The 18,035-nt window shown below is 63.2% G+C and carries 21 protein-coding genes and 1 tRNA gene; 8 read left to right on the top strand and 14 right to left on the bottom strand.

Annotation, left to right across the window (positions count from 1 at the left end; genetic code table 11):
• Positions 1 to 3 precede the first annotated feature (3 nt).
• Complete coding sequence (locus tag ACK4FJ_RS12580; protein ID WP_409766981.1) at positions 4 to 1,515, bottom strand: 3-hydroxyacyl-CoA dehydrogenase; 1,512 nt, start codon at positions 1,513 to 1,515, stop codon at positions 4 to 6.
• Between the two features lie 132 nt (positions 1,516 to 1,647).
• Between ACK4FJ_RS12580 and ACK4FJ_RS12575 the strand changes: the two genes are divergently transcribed.
• Entirely contained in the window at positions 1,648 to 2,112 is a 465-nt protein-coding gene (locus ACK4FJ_RS12575) for an Hsp20 family protein (protein WP_409766979.1), read from the top strand.
• 25 nt (positions 2,113 to 2,137) lie between these two features.
• Positions 2,138 to 2,386, top strand: a complete 249-nt coding sequence (locus ACK4FJ_RS12570) for a DUF1150 family protein (protein WP_409766977.1) — start codon at positions 2,138 to 2,140, stop codon at positions 2,384 to 2,386.
• A 12-nt stretch (positions 2,387 to 2,398) separates the two neighbouring features.
• On the opposite strand, the gene ACK4FJ_RS12565 is transcribed toward ACK4FJ_RS12570, so the two are convergent.
• The 11 genes from ACK4FJ_RS12565 to ACK4FJ_RS12515 all read right to left on the bottom strand — a co-directional run bounded on the left by ACK4FJ_RS12565 (position 2,399) and on the right by ACK4FJ_RS12515 (position 10,333).
• Positions 2,399 to 2,860, bottom strand: a complete 462-nt coding sequence (locus ACK4FJ_RS12565; RefSeq protein ID WP_409766975.1) for a hypothetical protein — start codon at positions 2,858 to 2,860, stop codon at positions 2,399 to 2,401.
• Between the two features lie 87 nt (positions 2,861 to 2,947).
• Positions 2,948 to 3,412, bottom strand: a complete 465-nt coding sequence (ptsN, locus tag ACK4FJ_RS12560) for a PTS IIA-like nitrogen regulatory protein PtsN (protein ID WP_374299631.1) — start codon at positions 3,410 to 3,412, stop codon at positions 2,948 to 2,950.
• Positions 3,413 to 3,469: 57 nt separating this feature from the next.
• A complete protein-coding gene (gene hpf, locus ACK4FJ_RS12555) occupies positions 3,470 to 3,796 on the bottom strand; it encodes a ribosome hibernation-promoting factor, HPF/YfiA family (RefSeq protein ID WP_409766973.1) in 327 nt (108 codons plus the stop codon).
• Between the two features lie 182 nt (positions 3,797 to 3,978).
• Entirely contained in the window at positions 3,979 to 4,626 is a 648-nt protein-coding gene (gene can / locus ACK4FJ_RS12550) for a carbonate dehydratase (RefSeq protein WP_409766971.1), read from the bottom strand.
• A gap of 4 nt (positions 4,627 to 4,630) precedes the next feature.
• Positions 4,631 to 6,181 (bottom strand): RNA polymerase factor sigma-54, encoded by a 1,551-nt coding sequence (rpoN, locus tag ACK4FJ_RS12545; RefSeq protein ID WP_409766969.1) that lies wholly within the window; start codon positions 6,179 to 6,181, stop codon positions 4,631 to 4,633.
• A 14-nt stretch (positions 6,182 to 6,195) separates the two neighbouring features.
• The gene (lptB, locus tag ACK4FJ_RS12540; protein ID WP_409766967.1) at positions 6,196 to 6,978 is read right to left on the bottom strand and encodes an LPS export ABC transporter ATP-binding protein; all 783 of its coding nucleotides are present in this window, start codon (positions 6,976 to 6,978) and stop codon (positions 6,196 to 6,198) included.
• The gene (locus ACK4FJ_RS12535) at positions 6,978 to 7,580 is read right to left on the bottom strand and encodes an LptA/OstA family protein (RefSeq protein ID WP_409766965.1); all 603 of its coding nucleotides are present in this window, start codon (positions 7,578 to 7,580) and stop codon (positions 6,978 to 6,980) included. The genes lptB and ACK4FJ_RS12535 overlap by 1 nt, the downstream gene beginning before the upstream one ends.
• A 5-nt stretch (positions 7,581 to 7,585) precedes the next feature.
• The gene (lptC, locus tag ACK4FJ_RS12530; RefSeq protein WP_409766964.1) at positions 7,586 to 8,272 is read right to left on the bottom strand and encodes an LPS export ABC transporter periplasmic protein LptC; all 687 of its coding nucleotides are present in this window, start codon (positions 8,270 to 8,272) and stop codon (positions 7,586 to 7,588) included.
• 16 nt (positions 8,273 to 8,288) lie between these two features.
• Complete coding sequence (locus tag ACK4FJ_RS12525) at positions 8,289 to 9,317, bottom strand: SIS domain-containing protein (protein WP_409766962.1); 1,029 nt, start codon at positions 9,315 to 9,317, stop codon at positions 8,289 to 8,291.
• Positions 9,318 to 9,559: 242 nt separating this feature from the next.
• Positions 9,560 to 10,174, bottom strand: a complete 615-nt coding sequence (locus tag ACK4FJ_RS12520) for a ribonuclease D (RefSeq protein WP_409766960.1) — start codon at positions 10,172 to 10,174, stop codon at positions 9,560 to 9,562.
• Positions 10,175 to 10,246: 72 nt separating this feature from the next.
• Positions 10,247 to 10,333, bottom strand: a tRNA-Leu gene (locus ACK4FJ_RS12515).
• 195 nt (positions 10,334 to 10,528) lie between these two features.
• On the opposite strand from ACK4FJ_RS12515, the gene ACK4FJ_RS12510 reads away from it, so the two are divergent.
• Both ACK4FJ_RS12510 and ACK4FJ_RS12505 read left to right on the top strand, forming a co-directional pair.
• The gene (locus ACK4FJ_RS12510; RefSeq protein WP_409766958.1) at positions 10,529 to 11,641 is read left to right on the top strand and encodes an NAD(P)/FAD-dependent oxidoreductase; all 1,113 of its coding nucleotides are present in this window, start codon (positions 10,529 to 10,531) and stop codon (positions 11,639 to 11,641) included.
• Positions 11,638 to 12,513 (top strand): SMP-30/gluconolactonase/LRE family protein, encoded by an 876-nt coding sequence (locus ACK4FJ_RS12505; RefSeq protein ID WP_409766956.1) that lies wholly within the window; start codon positions 11,638 to 11,640, stop codon positions 12,511 to 12,513. The genes ACK4FJ_RS12510 and ACK4FJ_RS12505 overlap by 4 nt, the downstream gene beginning before the upstream one ends.
• Here ACK4FJ_RS12505 and ACK4FJ_RS12500 read toward each other — a convergent pair.
• Together ACK4FJ_RS12500 and ACK4FJ_RS12495 are read right to left on the bottom strand one after the other, a co-directional pair.
• The gene (locus ACK4FJ_RS12500; protein ID WP_409766954.1) at positions 12,500 to 13,450 is read right to left on the bottom strand and encodes a fumarylacetoacetate hydrolase family protein; all 951 of its coding nucleotides are present in this window, start codon (positions 13,448 to 13,450) and stop codon (positions 12,500 to 12,502) included. The two genes, ACK4FJ_RS12505 and ACK4FJ_RS12500, sit on opposite strands and share 14 nt — an antisense overlap.
• A 6-nt stretch (positions 13,451 to 13,456) precedes the next feature.
• Complete coding sequence (locus ACK4FJ_RS12495) at positions 13,457 to 14,233, bottom strand: cyclase family protein (protein WP_409766952.1); 777 nt, start codon at positions 14,231 to 14,233, stop codon at positions 13,457 to 13,459.
• A gap of 138 nt (positions 14,234 to 14,371) precedes the next feature.
• Here ACK4FJ_RS12495 and ACK4FJ_RS12490 point away from each other — a divergent pair, with 138 nt between their 5' ends.
• The 4 genes from ACK4FJ_RS12490 to ACK4FJ_RS12475 are packed head-to-tail and all read left to right on the top strand — an operon-like array spanning position 14,372 to position 18,035.
• Positions 14,372 to 15,109 carry an FCD domain-containing protein gene (locus ACK4FJ_RS12490; protein WP_409766950.1) on the top strand — a complete coding sequence of 246 codons (738 nt, stop codon included), beginning with the start codon at positions 14,372 to 14,374 and terminating at the stop codon, positions 15,107 to 15,109.
• Positions 15,110 to 15,136: 27 nt separating this feature from the next.
• Positions 15,137 to 16,207 (top strand): C4-dicarboxylate TRAP transporter substrate-binding protein, encoded by a 1,071-nt coding sequence (locus ACK4FJ_RS12485; protein WP_409766948.1) that lies wholly within the window; start codon positions 15,137 to 15,139, stop codon positions 16,205 to 16,207.
• 23 nt (positions 16,208 to 16,230) lie between these two features.
• A complete protein-coding gene (locus ACK4FJ_RS12480; RefSeq protein WP_409766945.1) occupies positions 16,231 to 16,725 on the top strand; it encodes a TRAP transporter small permease subunit in 495 nt (164 codons plus the stop codon).
• The gene (locus tag ACK4FJ_RS12475; RefSeq protein ID WP_409766943.1) at positions 16,722 to 18,035 is read left to right on the top strand and encodes a TRAP transporter large permease; all 1,314 of its coding nucleotides are present in this window, start codon (positions 16,722 to 16,724) and stop codon (positions 18,033 to 18,035) included. The genes ACK4FJ_RS12480 and ACK4FJ_RS12475 overlap by 4 nt, the downstream gene beginning before the upstream one ends.

Genomic DNA, 18,035 nt, shown 5'->3' with positions numbered 1-18,035 from the left:
GGCTCAGTCCTCCGTCAGGGCTGACAGGCCAAGCAGTGCGCGACGGCGCAGCCACAGGCTGGGGCGGTAGCGGTCGTCGCCGGTGATCGCCTGCAGTTGCATCAGCACCGTATGCACGGCCTCCACCCCCATCGCGTCGGCCAGGGCCAGCGGGCCGAAGGGGTAATTCAGCCCCATGGTCATCGCCTTGTCGATGTCGCCCGGGCTGGCCACGCCGATCTGCGCCATCTCGCAGCCCAGATTGGCCACCATGGCGGCGATGCGCTGGCCGATGAAGCCTGGGCTGTCGTGAATCGCGGTGACCGCCCGGCCCGCGGCATGGAACCGCGCCACCAGACCATCCAGCAGGTCACGCCGGGCACCGGGCGGTCGCATCAGGGTGATGCGCCGATCCAGCTTGCCGGCGATATCCAGACCGAACAGCCGGCGATGATCAAGTTGCAGCCGCGCTGCATAAGTGCTGCAGTCCTCGCCCAGCGGCGCGCAGAGGATGGCGCTGTCGCCATCGTCGAATCCGCTGACTTCCAGGCCCAGCCCGCGCAGCAATTCGCCCAGGGCCTCATCTTCCTGCGCCAGCACAACGCGTGTCGCTGGCGGCGCGGCGCTGGTGGTGTCGGCCGAAGGCGCCTGAGCCTTGCCGTCCTCGCCATAGGTGAAGAAGCCCTGCTTCGTCTTGCGGCCGAGCTGCCCGCTTTCGCGCAGCGACTGGTGCAGCGGCGTGGTCGCCAGGCGCCGGTCGAAGAAATAGCCTTCATGGATAATCTGGCTGACCGGGAAATTCACGTCGATGCCGGTCAGGTCCATCAGTTCGAAGGGCCCCATGCGGAAACCCCAGTTGTCGCGCATCACCGCATCGACCTGGGCGGGCGAGGCAACGCTTTCCGACACGATGCGCAGGGCTTCCTGGGTGTAGGCGCGGCCACCCAGGTTGACCAGGAAGCCTGGGCTGTCCTGCACCACCACGGGCGCACGCCCCATGCGCTCGCCGGCGCGGATCAGCGCCGCCACCGTTTCGTCGCTGGTGGCCGGAGCCCGGATCACTTCCACCAGTTTCATCAGTGGCACCGGGTTGAAGAAGTGCAGGCCGGCAATGCGTCCGCGGCGCTGACACGCGCTGGCAATGCTGGCGATTCGCAGGGACGAGGTATTCGAGGTGAGCAGGCAATCCGGGCTGACGATGGCCTCAAGCTGGCGGAACACCTCCTGTTTCACGGCCAGGTTCTCGACAATCGCCTCGACCACCAGGTCGGCCGGCGCAAAGGCCTTCAGGTCGTCCACCACGGTCAGGCGCTGCTTGGCCGCTTCGGCGGCCGACGGATCGAGCCGTCCCTTGGCAGCCATCTGGTCGAGCTGGGCCAGAACAGCCTCTTTCGCCTTCGCGGCAGCGCCGGCCGCGGCGTCATAAAGTAGCACGGTCATGCCGCCGGTCATGCCGACCTGGGCGATTCCACGCCCCATCGCCCCTGCCCCGACAACGCCCAAAGTCGCGATTTCCAGCCCAGATTCGGCCACCATTCCCTCCATTTTCTGCTTTTGCATCCTGCCGGCCCGGGTCTTGATCTGCAAGCCGCCGATCACCACATCATTGGCGTTGGGGTGCCTTCCAGGGCCCCAGCGGCACTCGCTTGAACAAGGAGTCCGATGACCATGCCGCGCGTATCCGTATTCTCCAGCCCGCTATTGCTGGGCTTCGATCATGTCGAGCGCATGATCGAACGGGCCGCTAAAACCGGTTCGGAAGGTTATCCGCCCTACAATATCGAACAGATCGGCGAGGATGCCCTGCGCATCACGCTGGCGGTGGCCGGTTTCGGCACTGGTGATCTTTCAATCACTACCGAAGACAACCAGCTTGTCATCCGCGGTAAGCAGGTTGACGACAAGGATCGCGTTTACCTGCATCGCGGCATTGCCGCACGCCAGTTCCAGCGCAGCTTTGTGCTGGCCGACGGCATCGAGGTGGTAGGCGCCGAATTGGTGAACGGTCTGTTGCATATCGATCTGCGTCGCCCCAGGCCCGAGCCGCAAATCCGGTCCATCGCCATCCGGACCCAGAATGGCGATACCAGCGACATGATCGGCGTCAGCGGTAAATCAGGTGGCAGCGTCTGAGACGGGCCACGAAAGGAGTACAGTCATGAGCACCCCCAATAACCACGATAATGCCTATTACAATAACAATCCGCTCTATCCGGCGATGACGGCTGAGGGCTTCGCCAATCTGGGCGCGCCGGACCTGGCCTATGTGCGGCCGGTGCATATGCCGGAAGGCGATGGCTGGGGTATCTTCTCGGCCAATGGCACCCAGCTTGGCTGGGCGCCAGCCCGTGACCTGGCGTTTGCCGCCGCAGTGCAGAACGATCTGATACCGGTCAGCTTGCACTAAGACAAAGCCGCGTCAGCCACCTGCCTGCGGGCAGGTGGCCGCGATTCGAGGCCGCCCTTCGATCTCTTGCCCACCCACGGCGGCGCTTGCTTCGGAAACATGGCTCTGGCCCGTCAAGCCAACCACGCCCCAATCGAGCTTCACATAGTTTGCCTGATTCGGTACCGACGTGATGGTCAGACTGTATGCCTGGTTGGCCCGAACCGTCACTTGATGACGACCGGGCGCCACGTCACAGAAAAACACGCTGCCGGGCGACGCCTCGGCCACAGGCCTGCCATCCAGCATTAGTACAGGCTTGGCAACGTTACCCAACAGGCCGCTGTCGCTGCCAATACTGAATGTCGTGCGATAGAAATAAACTCGGCCAAGTCCGCTTGCTAAAGGCGGATCGGCAATGGGTGCCTGTGGGACTGGCGCGCAACCGACAAAAGCCAGAGACGCGGCCAGAACGAATGCAAAGCGGGTGATCATTCCGGGTTTCCTGACGGGATGTTGCCGATACAGGATTGGCGCTAACGCTTACCTGTATCTTACAGCAGCCGGGGCTACCGCCCGTTTTCAGGCAGCATGGCTGGCCGGGCTGTCCGTCAACAAAGCGTAGATCGCGTCCGCACTCTCGGCGCCACGCAACTTTTCGCACACGGCCTTGTCGCGCAGCAGGCGCGACACCCGGGCCAACGCCTTGAGGTGATCGGCGCCCGCCGATTCCGGGGCCAGCAGCAGGAAAACCAGATCAACCGGCATTTCGTCGATCGAATCGAAATCGATCGGTCGTTCGACGCGGGCGAACAGGCCATAGAGCTTGTCCAGGCCCGCCAGCCGGCCATGCGGGATCGCAATGCCATTCCCCACACCGGTGGTTCCCAGGCGCTCGCGCTCCAGCAGGGTGTCAAAGATCGCCCGCTCATGCTGGCCGGTGATCTTGGCAGCGCGCGCAGAGAGTTCCTGCAGCGCCTGCTTCTTGCTGTTGGCCTTGAGGTTGGCGATGACGCCGTCAGGGCTCAAGAGCTGAAAGATTTCCATCGGGAAAAATGCCTCCGCGGCTGAATGCCATGTCGCATCTGTCATCCTCGCGGATGATCAGGCGACATCTCCGGCATCGGGCAGCCGCGCATGATGATTGCGCCGCTTGCGCTTGTCGCGCCGAATCTGCTTCGCCAGTTTTTCGAGTGCCTGATCGAAGCTGAGATAGATTTCATTACCCTCTGCCTCGGCCTGCGCATCGATCCCGGTGCCGACATGCACCGAGCAATGGCAATGATACATTCCGCCTTCGCGGCGGAACACCACCTGGGCCTCAATCGCATTGTCCATGTATTTGGACACTGCCGCAGAGAGATGCTCCTCGACATAGGTGCGAAGCGATTCACCGAGGTCGAGCTGCTGTCCGGAAGTCAGGATTTTCATGATGTCTCGAAATCCGAGTTCGATCGGTCAGGGCATGATTGTAGTACGGCGCATCGCGCCCGTCATGCGGTCGCGGACCATAGAGAAGCCCCCTGTGACTGTCAACTGCATAGGCGCCTCCTAACTCATTGATTTTCTTAATATCCACAACCTTCTCGGTTGCAGATGCGTTAACCACCGGCCTAGCGCCGCTCCGGGTTCGATTCCGTGCGGAAAATATCCGCCAGAGCCTGCGGATTCGATATGGTAACGCCAAGATCGCGGATCAAGCCATTCGAAATGCCATAGACCCAGCCATGTAGGCTCAGCTCCTGGCCGCGGTGCCATGCGTTCTGGACAATCGTGGTCTTTGCCAGATTGAGAACCTGTTCGCGCACGTTCATTTCACATAGAGCGTTAAGGCGTTTGTACTCGTCGATGATAGTCGAGAGTTCGTCCTGGTTCTTGTCGTAAACGTCCCGGATCGGTCGCAGCCAGTGGTCGATCAGGCCGAGTTGCTGCGGCTTCATGGCCGCGCGCACGCCGCCACAACCATAATGACCGGTCACGATCACGTGCTTCACCTGCAGGAACTCAATCGCATACTGCAGTACCGCCAGGCAGTTCATGTCCGCCGGATGCACCAGGTTGGCCACATTGCGGTGCACGAATAACTCGCCCGGGTCCAGCCCGACGATTTCATTCGCAGGCACGCGGCTGTCGGCGCAGCCGATCCACAGATAGGCCGGATTCTGCTGATGCGTCAGGCGGTCGAAAAAGCCGGGATCACCCCTCAGCTTCGACATGGCCCAGGCACGATTGCTCTCAAACAGCGGCGCTATATCAGTCATGACCTCAGGCGCTTTTCAGCAGGCCGGCCTTTTTCAGCCGCCGGCGTTCCACGGATGAAGGAATGTTCATCGCTTCACGGTATTTGGCAACCGTGCGCCGGGCGATATCAACGCCCTTGCCGGCCAGAAGCTCGACTATCTTGTCGTCAGACAGCACGTCGTCGGCCGGCTCTGCATCGATTAGGGTCTTGATACGATGACGGATCGATTCCGCCGAGAACGCCTCGCCGCCATCGGTGGCTGCGATGCTGGCGGTGAAGAAATACTTCATCTCGAAAATGCCGCGCGGCGTCGCCATCGTCTTGTTGGAGGTGACGCGGCTGACCGTGCTTTCATGCATCTCGATCGCCTCGGCCACAGCGCGCAGGTTCAGCGGTTTGAGATGCGCCACGCCATGGCGCAGGAAGGCATCCTGCTGGCGTACGATTTCGCTGGCCACCTTCAGGATCGTCTGGGCGCGCTGATCGAGTGACTTTACCAGCCAGTTCGCCGAGTTGAGGCAATCCGACATGTAACTCTTGGTCTGCTTGTCCTGGCCGGCGGCCGAGGCCTTCTCTGCCCGCGTCACCTTGGCGTAATAGCGGCTGTTGACCAGAACGCGCGGCAGGGTGTCGCTGTTCAACTCGACCATCCAGCTGCCGTCATTGCCGCGCCGGACATAGACGTCGGGAATCAGGGTCTGCACCGGCTCGCCGCCGAACAGCAGGCCTGGCTTCGGGTTCAGGGCGCGGATTTCCTGCACCATGTCGGCGATGTCTTCCTGATCGACGCCGCAAATCCGCATCAATCCGGCAATATCGCGCTTGGCCAAAAACTCCAGGTTATCCAGCAGGGCCTGCATGGCCGGATCGAGCCGGTCACGCTCGCGCAACTGCAGCGCCAGGCACTCCTTCAGCGAGCGCGCGAACAGGCCGGCCGGTTCGATGGTCTGCAGATCGAGCAGAACGGCTTCCACGTCATCGGCTCCGACGCCGAGCCGCGTGGCGATATCCTCCAGCGGCTCGGTGAGATAGCCCGCCTCATCCAGAGCATCGATCAGGGCCTGCCCGATCAGGCGATCGCCGGCATTGGCTGGCATCAGCAGCCATTGGTCCTGCACATGTTCGCGCAGACTGCGCGTCTCGGTCAGGCTGTTCTCCAGCCCGCCGCTCTCGTCCTCGAAACGCGAATCGCCGCCACGACCGTTGATGTAATTGCTGCCCAGACCACCCTCCGGGCCCATGGCATCGTAACCGCTGTCGTTATTGAAGGTGCTGTCGGCTTCGCTGTCGACATCCAGCGCTTCACGCGCCTTTTCGGTTATGCCGTCGGAACCGAGATCAAGCCGTTCGACGCCCGGCGCTACTTCGGCCACCTCGAATGGGTCCTTGCCGTCCTCGCCGCCAGGATTCTCGCCATCAACGCGCTCCAGCAACGGATTGCGCTCGAGCTCCTGCTCCACATAGGCCATCAGTTCGAGATTGGAAAGCTGCAGCAGTTTGATCGCCTGCTGCAGCTGCGGCGTCATGACAAGGGCTTGCCCCTGCCTGAGCTCGAGACGGGGACCGAGGGCCATAGGCTAGAACCCCGTCACCAGCTGAACCGTTCGCCGAGATAGACGCGCCGCACATTCTCGTCGGCGACGATCTCGTTTGGGCTGCCTTCCATCAGGACTTTGCCGTCATGTAGGATGTAGGCACGATCAATGATATCGAGGGTTTCGCGCACGTTATGGTCGGTAATCAGCACACCGATGCCGCGATCCTTGAGATGCGAAACCAGTTGCCGGATTTCCCCCACGGCGATTGGGTCGATACCGGCCAGCGGCTCGTCCAGCAGCATGAAAGACGGCTGAGTCGCCAGGGCACGCGCGATTTCGCAGCGTCGCCGCTCGCCGCCTGAAAGGGCCAGGGCGGGCGTACGGCGCAGATGCGTGATGGAGAATTCCGCCAGCAGGTCGTCCAGCATGGCCTCGCGACGGTCGGCTTCAGGCTCGACCAGTTCCAGCACGGCGCGGATATTCTGCTCCACCGTCAAGCCGCGGAAGATCGAGGCTTCCTGCGGCAGATATCCCATGCCCAGTCGGGCGCGGCGATACATCGGCAGGCCGGTGATATCGTGGCCATCCAGCGTGATGGTGCCGTGATCGGGCCTGATCAGCCCCGTCATGATATAGAAGGTGGTTGTCTTTCCTGCGCCGTTTGGGCCAAGCAGGCCGACGGCCTCGCCGCGCTGGACATACAATGACACGTCGCGCAGTACCGGCCGCTTCTTGAAGCTCTTGCCCAGCCGATGCGCGGCCAGGCCGGGAAACGCGTTTTCCGCCACCAGCCGCAGGCCATCGCTGCCGAATTTCTCGCCCTCGATATTCATCAGGGCTTCCCCCCGGCCTTCGGTGTCGTGCCGTTTGACGGTTGCTCGTCGCTCTTGGGTACGAAGACACCGCGCACACGACCGCCGGCAACCGGATCGCAAGTGCTGCGGCCAGTATCCTGGTGCATCACGGCGCGGGCACAGCGCACCGTGCCCTGATCGTTGCTGAGTACGACGTTACCGGTCAGCGTGATGGTCTTCTTGTCGACGTCATAGACGCCGAAATCGCCCTGGCCGCGTTCCTGCGGCGTGGAGACGAACACATCGCCTTTCGCCTCGATCTTGGTGATCGAGCTGGTATCCGGACCGCCCGAAGCCGGCTGGCGCGGCGGTGCCGCTGCGGCAGTACCGGCGGGTTGCCGCTCGCGATAATAGACATAGAGCTCGGCCGAGCGCAGGCGCATATCGCCCTGCACGGCATCAACATTGCCCCGGAAAATCGCAAGCTGCTTGTCCTGCTGCACCTCAAGGGTATCGGAAGCGATCTCGATCGGCTGGTCGCTGCTCTTCCGTCCGGTGAATCCGACCTGGCCGAAAGCCGGCGCCAGCGCCAGGGTCGTGCCGGCCGCAAACATGAACAGGAAAAGCGCAGGCTGACGCATTCCGATCATCCCCGTTGTTGGCGCGGGAAGATCGTGGTCTTCACGCCGTTGATAAACACAATACGCTGCCCCCTGTCGTAAATCCGCATGCCATTGGCGTTGATCTTGCCCAGCGCGGAATGACCCCAGACCTTGTCGTCGCTGGAGACCACCTTGGTTTGCAGGTTGATCTCGGCCGAATGGCCGTGCATCTCATAGCCCCGGTCGCCGAACACGGCGATGTTGCCATACAGATCCAGCAGTTGCAGTGCCCCCTGATACAATCCGGTATCGGCCGTCAGCGACCACCATTCGCCATTGCTCATGGTGATATCGGCCTGCACCTTGTCCAGCGTCACCTGCTTGTCGTCCTGCGGGTCCTGCACCGCGCGGTCGGCCGTGACGATATAAGGCTGGCCGCTGGCGTCGGTACCGCGGTAACGCGGATTGTTCATCACCAAGGCGGCGTTGGCGCTGTCGACGTCGCTGAAGGTCAGCGGCAGCATGTTGTGCTTTTTCGACAGCTGCGGCCAGGCAATGACGGCGGCCACCGTGCCCAGGGCGATCAACGGCAGGATGAATTTCATGAAGCGCACGAAGCGGCGGCGACGCGTCAGTCCCGCCAGCGCTGCCGTGGCGTTGCGTGGCGTGAAGCCGGCCGTCCGTTCACGCGGCAGGGGCGTGGAGCCGATGGGATCGCTGCCGGCGGTCATGCGCAATCCCGCCGCATCAGGTGATACCGGCGCGCACGCAATCGTGCATGTGCAGGATGCCGATTGGACGCCCGTGCTCGACCACGAAAAACGCGGTGATGCGACGGCTGTTCATCAGGCGCAGCGCCTCGACGGCCAGTTGCTGCGGTCCGATGGTGATCGGCGATTTGGTCATCACCGCATCCACCGTCTGCGCCAGCAGGTCGCCTTCGATATGACGGCGAAGATCGCCATCGGTCATGATGCCGATCAGGCGGCCCTTTTCGCGCCCCTTGACGCCGATGATGCCGATACAGCCGAAACTGCGGCCTGCCATGGTGACCAGCGCCTGGCGCATCGGCGTGCCGGACGCCACCAGCGGCATTTCCGGACCGGCATGCATCAGGTCGCTGACCTTGATGAGCTGTTTGCCCAGGCGGCCGCCCGGATGGAAAACCCGGTAATGGTCGTGCGTGAAGCCCTTGCGCTCCATCAGCGCCACGGCCAGGGCATCGCCCAGGGCCAGCATCATGGTGGTCGAGGTGGTCGGTGCCAGCCCCATCGGACAGGCCTCTTCCACCGGCGGCAGGATCAAGGCCACATCCGAGGCCTGGCCCAGCGACGAGCTGGTTTTCGACGTGATGCCAACCAGCGGGATCCCGAACCGTTTGGCATGGGCGATCAGGTCGGCCATCTCGGGCACGTCGCCGGAATTCGACAGGCAGAGCAGCACATCGCCCTGCATCACCATGCCCAGATCGCCATGGCTGGCTTCGGCCGGATGCACGAAAAAGGCCGGCGTGCCCGTGGAGGCAAGGGTGGCAGCGATCTTGCGGCCGACATGGCCGCTCTTGCCCATGCCCGACACGATCACGCGGCCGCGCACGCCGCTCGAAAGGCCGGGGTTGCTGCCGCTGACGCCGAGCAGCAGGTCGATGGCGCGATCAAAACTTTCGGTCAGGCCTGCGGCCAGGGCCGCCAAGCCATTGGCCTCCATCAGCAGGACGCGGCGGGCGGCGGCAATATCGGGAGTGGACGAGCCCTGCCGGCCGGCGACCTGCACCACCTTGGCTCCGGCGGCAGTCCGGGCAGCGGATGATTGGGCAGCGGATGACCGTTTCCCCTTGGCGACGGCTTTCGCAGATTTCTTTCCGGCGCGTTTGGCGCGCGCGGCGGACGGCGCGGAGGTCATGAGCTACCCACGACTTGCAGGACACTAACAAGAATCGTGCCAAATATGGAGAATCGGTCGCCAAATTGCAAACCCGGCCGACCGTCTGCTGCCTGATTCCTCAGGCAGGCTAAGAATTAATGCGCGAAAATGTCGTCTTCCGGCCAGCCGGCCAGATCCAGCGCGGCCCGGGCCGGCAGGAAGTCGAAACAGGCCTGGGCCAGGACGGCACGACCCTCGCGGGCAAGCATGCCATCCAGCACTGCCTTGAGCTGGTGCAGATGCAGCACATCGGACGCGGCATAACGCTGCTGCGCCTCGGTCAAATCCTGCGCACCCCAGTCTGAAGACTGCTCCTGCTTGGAGATTTCCACCCCGATCAGGTCCCGGCAGAGGTCCTTCAGGCCATGGCGGTCCGTGAAGGTGCGCACGAGCTTGGAGGCTGTACGGGTGCAGTAGACCGGCGTGGTCTCGGCGCCCAGATACTGTTTCAGCGCCGCCAGGTCGAACCGGGCGAAGTGGAACAGCTTCAGGATTTTCGGATTTTCCAGCAGCCGCTTCAGGTTCGGCGCGTCATAGCCGCTGCCGGCGCGGAACTGGACCAGATGGGCATTGCCATCGCCCGACGAGAGTTGCACGACGCAAAGCCGGTCGCGCAGGGTGCGCAGGCCCATGGTCTCGGTATCCACGGCCACCGATGGGCCAAGATCGAGACCGGCCGGCAAGTCGTTCTGATATACGGTGATGGCCATTCGCGATGCACTCTCTAGGGTGCGGCACTCTCTTGCGGGTGCGCTCGGAATCCGGCGCGGCAATCGAGGAATTGGTGCCCAGGATAAGACTCGAACTTACACGACCTTTCGGTCACTAGCACCTGAAGCTAGCGCGTCTACCAATTCCGCCACCTGGGCAGGCGGTGCAGGGTCCGGATAAGCGACCGTCGCGACCGAGGCGTGTCTTTACGGCCCCGGCCGGGAGAAGTCAAGCGCCCCCGCGGGTTATCCGGATGGTTATCCATTGGGCCTCTCACCGGGCGGCCGGACAGGGCTTGCCATGCTCCGCCGGCCTGCCGATAACGGACGGATCGAGCAGGAGAATGGCGGCGAATGGATACGGTGGAGTGTCTGGTAATCGGAGCCGGTGTGGTCGGTCTGGGCGTGGCCCGCGCCCTGGCGCGGCGCGGCCGCGAGGTGGTGATCGTCGAGGCCGCCGGCCTGATCGGCAGCGAGACCAGCTCGCGCAATTCCGAAGTGATCCATGCCGGCATCTATTATCCCGCCGGCAGCCTGAAGGCGCGATTTTGCGTGGCCGGCAAGCAGGCCCTCTATGCCTATTGCGTCGAGCGCGGCATCGCGCATCAGCGCTGCGGCAAACTGATCGTCGCCGCCGATGAAGCACAGATCGCCGATCTGGAGGCCCTGAAGAAAAAGGCCGAAGCCAACGGCGTCGACGACCTGCAATGGCTCACCCGCGACCAGGCACTGGCACTGGAGCCGCAGCTTCACTGCGTTGCCGCCCTGCTCTCGCCCTCCACCGGCATCATCGACAGCCATGGCCTGATGCTGGCCTTTCAGGGCGAGGCGGAAGACCACGGCGCCATGCTGGCGCTGGGATCGCCCGTGCTGCGCGGCGCGGCAACAAACGGTGGCATCGTGATCGAGACCGGCGGACAGGATCCGATGCAGTTGAAAGCCCGGCTGGTGGTGAATGCCGCAGGACTTTCGGCCCAGCGCATCGCCGCCTCGATCGCAGGCATACGGCCCGAGAGCGTACCGGGCTGCTACTACGCCAAGGGCAATTACTTCATTCTCTCCGGCATGAAGCCGCCATTCTCCCGGTTGATCTATCCGGTGCCCGAACCCGGCGGGCTGGGCACCCATGTCACCATCGACCTGGGCGGCCAGATGCGCTTCGGCCCCGATGTGGAGTGGATCGATGCCATCGACTACGCGGTGGACCCGGCGCGCGGCGAAAAATTCTATGCCGCCGTGCGGCGCTACTGGCCCGGCCTGCCCGATGGCGCGATCCAGCCAGGCTATGCCGGCATCCGGCCCAAGCTGTCGCCATCGGGCAGCAAGGCCGACGACTTTGTCATCCACGGCCCCGAACAAACCGGCCTGCCCGGCCTGATCAACCTGTTCGGCATCGAAAGCCCGGGCCTGACGGCATCGCTGGCGCTGGGCGAATATGTCGCCGACCTGGCAGAGACAACAGGATGACGGAACCGGCCTGCATCCTCGATGGTCATTTCGACCTGGCGGAATCGCCGGTCTGGTCGGTTGCGGAGCAGGCGCTCTGGTTCGTCGACATCAACACGCCCGCCCTGCATCGGTACGATCCGGCGAGCGGCGCCCACCGGCACTGGCCGATGCCGGCCGCCATCGGCTGCATCGCGTTCGCCTCCGATGGCGAGCTGATCGCCGCGCTGCGCGACGGTCTCTATCGGCTCGACCTGGAACAGGGACGGCATAACCGGCTGGCGTCCGCGCCCTATGATACTCAGCTGATGCGTTTCAACGATGGCCGCTGCGACCGCCAGGGTCGTTTCTGGGTCGGCACCATCACCGACGACCGCCAGCCTCATGGCGCACTCTATCGCTTTGACGGCACGCGTTTTATCGAAGCAGGGCTGCCCGGCGCCATCGCCACATCGAACGGCCTGGCCTGGAGCCCCGATGGCCGCATCCTGTATCACGCCGATACACCGGCTATGCAGGTGCAGGCCTATGATTACGACATTGCCACGGCGACGCTGTCGAACCGTCGCCTGTTCCTCGACCTGCGCGGCAGCGGCGAACGACCCGACGGCGCGACTGTGGACAGCGCCGGCAATTACTGGCTGGCGCTCTATGGCGCCGGCAAGGTGGTGCAGTTTTCGCCCGCCGGCGAACGCCTGCGCGAAATCCACCTGCCGGTGAAGGCGCCGACCATGCCCTGCTTCGGCGGACCCGATCTGCGCACCCTGTTCATCACCACGGCGCGCCAGAAACACACAGCCGAAGAGCTGGAGAAGATGCCGCTGGCGGGCGGCATCTTCAGCATAGGCGTCGATATACCCGGATTGCCGGAGGCCCCGTTTATTTCTGCCTGACCACGCGGTTGCGCAGGATGCCGATCTTCTCGACCTCCAGCTCCACCACATCGCCATCCTTCAGGTAACGGCCATGTTCCAGGCCGCAGCCGTCGCCCACCGTGCCCGAGCCGAAGAATTCGCCGGCATGCACGGTCTCGTCAGCCGAGACGCGGGCCAGCAGGTCCTCGAAGGTATGATGAATGGTGCTGGAATTGCTGTCGCACCAAGTTTCGCCATTCACGCGCGCCTGCATGCGTAAGTTATAGGGATCGCCGATCTCGTCCAGCGTCACCAGGAACGGCCCCATGCTGTTGCCGGTGTCGAAATCCTTGCCCTTGCAGGGGCCCAGCATGCTCTGCATCTCGATGCTCTGGGCATCACGCGCCGAGAAGTCGTTGAAGATGGTGAAGCCGAAGATGTGGTCGCGCGCCTCGCTGGCCTTGATGTTCTTGCCGCCCTTGCCGAGGAAGAAGCCGAATTCCAGTTCGAAATCCATCACCTGGCTGTAGCGCGGCCAGACCACGTCGCCGTCCGGGCCGTTCACCGAGAACCGGTTGGACTTGTAATAGATCGGAATCTGGTACCAGGTCGGCGCCACCTTGATCATGCCCAGCTTGACCAGCAGCGGACCAAGGATCGGTTTGCGCATGATGGCGATGCGCTCCATCGCCTGCTGCACATGCTTCTCAAACAGCATGGAATCACGGATCTGTTCGGGCACCGGCACGGGCGCATGCAGCTTGGCTTCGCTCAGCGGCACGCGGATTTCCGCCTTCTCCTGCAGGGCGCGGGCTTTGGCCTTGGCCTCGTCGCCGCCCTTGATGATGGAGAGGATGTCGGGAAATACCTCGCCCAGATCGACGATGAAGGCACCATCGCTGGTGAGCACGCCGGGGCGCCCAAGGCCATTGATTCCCGAACCGCGCGCCGGATGGCTGAAAGTGCAGAATTTCATAGATGTTTATTCCTCGAAAATAGCAACCGCGCGGGTCCAGCCGGCGGAGGCACCGCGGATCTTGTGCGGGAAGCAGGAGATGGTGAAGCCAAACGGCGGCAGCACTTCCAGGTTATGCAGCTTTTCCAGATGGCAGTAGCCGATATGGCGACCGGCCTTGTGGCCTTCCCAGATCAGCGACGCATCGTGGCTTTCCTTGAATTTCTCGGCCGTATGCACGAAGGGCGCATCCCAGCTCCAGGCATCGGTGCCGGTGACGCGCACGCCGCGCTCCAGCAGATACATCGTAGCCCTGTAGCCCATGCCGCAGCCGGTGCTGACATAGTTCGGCTGGCCATAGGCCTTGCCGGCGGCGGTGTTGACCACGACGATGTCGTGTTCCTTCAGCTCATAACCGATGCGCTTCAGTTCGGCTTCCACATCCTTGTCGGTCACCACGTAACCGTCGGGCAGCTTGGTGAAATCGAGCTTCACGCCGTCGCCGAAGCACCAGTCCAGCGGCACCTCGTCGATGGTCCAGGCGCGTTCGCCGTGGTTCATGGTCGAATGGAAATGATACGGCGCATCCAGATGCGTGCCGTTATGGGTGTTGAGCGTCACGTTCTCCACCGCCCAGCCTTCGGCATCGGGCAGGTCTTCCTCCTTCAGGCCGGGGAAGAACTTGATGACGTCGGACGCGCTTTGCTGGTGGCGGATATATTCGATCTTCGGGCTGAAACCCGGCGGATCGGACTGCACGTCGTTTTCGAGATAGATGGAGAGGTCGACGAAGCGACGGGGCATATTTCCTCCCAAGGAAATCCATTGGGCCGACTCTGACAGGCGGCTTCACGGCTTAAGAATAACGATGGAAATTTATTTTGTCGATTTTTTTTCTTTTTGTCGTTGACAGCCTCCCCCTCCCCCTCACAGAGTACCCCCATGACCGACGGGAGGACAAAAGCGGATATCCGCGATCTGGCAGCCGAAGCTGGCAGCCTGACCGAGTTCGCATACCGTAGTATTCGCTCCGACATCATCGCCGGCCTGTTCCCGCCCGGCGCCAAGCTGCAGATCGACGACCTGAAAACCCGCTACGGCCTGAGCGCCAGCCCCCTGCGCGAGGCACTGGCCCGGCTAATCAGCCAAGGCTTCGTGTCGGTGGAAAGCCAGCGTGGCTTCCGCGTCGCCGCCATGAGCCCGGACGATCTGGCCGATATCACCATCGCCCGCCAGGTGATCGAGACCGCGGCGCTGAAACGCGCCATAGACCGCGGCGACGATGCCTGGGAAGCCGGCATCCTGGCCGCCTACCACCGGCTGGACCGCTATGTCGCACGCCTGGGCGGGCGACCGGTGGAGAACCTGGCCGAATTCGGCGAACTGCACAAAGCCTTCCATGTCGCCCTGATCGCCGCCTGCGGTTCGCCGCGCCTGCTGGACGAACAGAGCCGGCTCTACGACCAGGCCGAACGCTACCGCCACGGCATGATGCAGAATTTCCTGGTCGAACAGGGCACCGGCATCATGGACGAACACAGGCAGCTCATGGACCTGGTGCTGGCGCGCAAGGCAAACGAAGGCTGCGCCATGCTGCATCACCATCTGAGCCATACCTACGATTTCTGTTTCGGCCCCGACGGCGCCGGCAAACGATTGGAGGGTGCCGTCAACCAATAACCGCGGATAACCTTCGGGAGGAAACCAATGACCGCGATCAAGACCCTTGCCTGCACCATCGGCGCCACCGCCGCCCTGCTGCTGGCCGCCAATGCACAGGCGCAGACTGTCAAGATGACCGCTGTGGCGGGCCATCCGGTGATCTTCCCCTGGGTGAAACTGGCCGACGAATTCTTCATCCCCGAGGTCGACAAGCGCCTGGCCGCCGCCGGCAGCAAGGCGAAGTTCGAGTGGACCAAGGCCTGGGGCGGTACCGCCGTGAAACTGGGCAGCGAATCCGGCGCGATCAAGGACGGCCTGGCTGAACTGGCCTTCGTCTCGACCATCTTCGAGGCGCCGAAATTCCCGCTGCAGAACGTGTCCTATGTTGCTCCGTTCATGACCGACGATATCGCCGTGATGTCGAAGGCGATCAAGAACATGCAGGCCAAGATTCCGGCCATGGCCGAAGCCTGGACCAAGAACAACATGGTCTTCCTCGGCGGCACCGGCCTCGACAGCTATCACCTGTTCACGAAGACCCCGATCAACAAGCTGGAAGACCTGAACGGCAAGAAGATCAACGCCCCCGGCCCCTCGGCCAACTGGGTGAAGGGCACCGGTGCGGTGGCCGTGGCCGGCACGCTGCAGACCTACTACAACGACATCCAGACCGGCGTGACCGAAGGCGCGCTGACCTTCGCCACCGGCGCCTTCCCGGCCAAGCTGACCGAGGTTGCCCCACACATCACCAAGGTGAATTACGGCGCCCAGTTCGCCGGCGCATTGGTGATGAGCAAGCGCGTCTTCGACAAGCTGCCCAAGGATGCACAGAAGATCGTCATGGAAGTCGGCGCGGAATACGACGCCAAGTTCGCCGCCACGCTCACCGCCACCTCGGCCACGCTGATGCAGAAGATGGTGGAAGGCGGCGCCAAGGTTCGTGAACTGAGTCCTGCGGAGCGCAAGCAGTGGGCCGCCGTGCTGCCCAACGTGGCGCTGCCCTGGGCCAAGGACCTCGACTCCAAGGGCCTGCCGGGTACCCAGGTGCTGAATGCCTTCGTTGCCGAGATCCGCGCCGCCGGCGTGCAGTTCCCGCGCGACTGGAGCAAAGAGTAATCCGCTTAATCGGTGGTGCCGCGATGTATGCCCGTCTGCTGGGGGTGATGAACGCCCTCGGCACCGTGTGGATTTTTCTCCTCATGGTGCTGATCAACTCCGACATCCTGGGGCGGGAGTTGTTTTCCAGTCCCGTGCGCGGCACCACCGAATTGCTGTCCCTATCCATCGTCGGCATCGTGTTCCTGCAGCTTGGCCATGCCCTCATGGTCGGCCGCATGACACGATCCGACATGGTGATCGAAACGCTGCTGGTGAAAAATCCGCGTTTCGGCCGCGCCCTCCAGGGTCTGTTCGCCCTGCTCGGCGCGGTATTCCTCGCCATCATCTTCTGGGGCAGCATCGCGCCATTCAATGAGGCCATCGAGATCGGTGAATATGTCGGCGCCGCCGGCGATTTCACCGCGCCCACCTGGCCGATCCGGCTACTGATCTTGATCGGCTCGGCCGCCACCGGCCTGCAATACCTGATCATGGCCTGGCAGGATTTCCGTTTCGTTTTTACAGGTGATCAATGACCGGCCTGGAGATTGGCTTCCTCACCCTGGCCGGCATGCTGCTGCTGATCTGGCTCGGCCTGCATGTCGCGGTCGCACTCGGCCTCACCTCCTTCGTCGGCGTCTGGCTGCTGAAAGGCAGTCCCGATGTCGCCATGTCGATGCTGGCCCAGGGCGCCTCGGATTCGATCGCCAGCCACATCTTCGGCGTGGTGCCGCTGTTCGTGCTGATGGGCTTCCTGGTCTCCATCGCCGATATCGGCAAGGACGCTTTTGAAGTCGCCAACCAGGGTCTGCGCCGGCTGCGCGGTGGCCTGGGCATTGCCACCGTGGCCGCCAATGCCGTGTTTGCGGCCATCACCGGCATCTCCATCGCCTCGGCCGCCGTCTTCACCCGGGTCGCCGTGCCCGAGATGCTGCGTTACGGCTACAAACCCGGTTTCGCCACCGGCGTGGTGGCCGGCTCTTCCGTGCTGGGCATGCTGATCCCGCCCAGCCTGCTGATGATCCTCTACGGCTTCCTGGCCGAGGTCTCGGTCGGCAGCATGTTCATGGCCGGCGTGGTACCGGGGCTGCTGCTGGCCCTCACCTATGCCGTCGGCATCATGCTGATGGCCCGCTTCTGGCCCAGTTACGTGGGCGGCCGCGCGGAAGGCGATGCGGCGGGCGAAACCCTGATGGGCGGCGCCGAGATGGCCGCCAAGCTGCTGCCGATCCTGCTCCTGATCGCCGTGGTGCTGGGCGGCATCTATGCCGGCTTCTTCACCGCCACCGATGCCGGCGCGGTGGGCGCCGCCGGCGCGCTGCTGATCGCGCTGTGGAAACGCAAACTGGACCCGAAGAAATTCTGGCAGGTGCTGGTCGAAACCGGCCATGTCACCGTCGCCGTTTCCTTCCTGATCATCGGCGCCAGCCTGTACACCCGCATGCTGGCGCTCTCCGGCGTGCCGCAATTCCTGGTCGCGGAGATCAGCGCTGCCGGACTCGGCCCCTTCGCCTTCCTGGCCGTCTATATCCTGCTGATCGTCATCCTCGGCTGCTTCATCGATTCCAGCTCGATCCTGCTGATCGTGCTGCCGCTGATGCTGCCGATCGCCAGCGGCTTCGACATGAGCCTGATCTGGTTCGGCATCATCACTATCGTGGCCGTCGAGATCGGCCTGCTGACGCCGCCCTTCGGGTTAAGCGTCTTTGTCATCAAAAGCACGCTGAACGATTCACGGATCACCCTGCGCACCATCTTCGTCGGCACCCTGCCATTTGCCGCGATCATGCTGCTGACCCTGATCGTGCTGGTGCTTTTCCCCAAACTCACCCTTGCCCTGGTGTGA

The organism is Ferrovibrio sp., assembly GCF_046297595.1.
In the GTDB taxonomy this organism is placed as follows: domain Bacteria; phylum Pseudomonadota; class Alphaproteobacteria; order Ferrovibrionales; family Ferrovibrionaceae; genus Ferrovibrio.
Note: the sequence above shows the minus strand (reverse complement) of the source record. Positions and strands in the feature narration are given on the sequence as shown.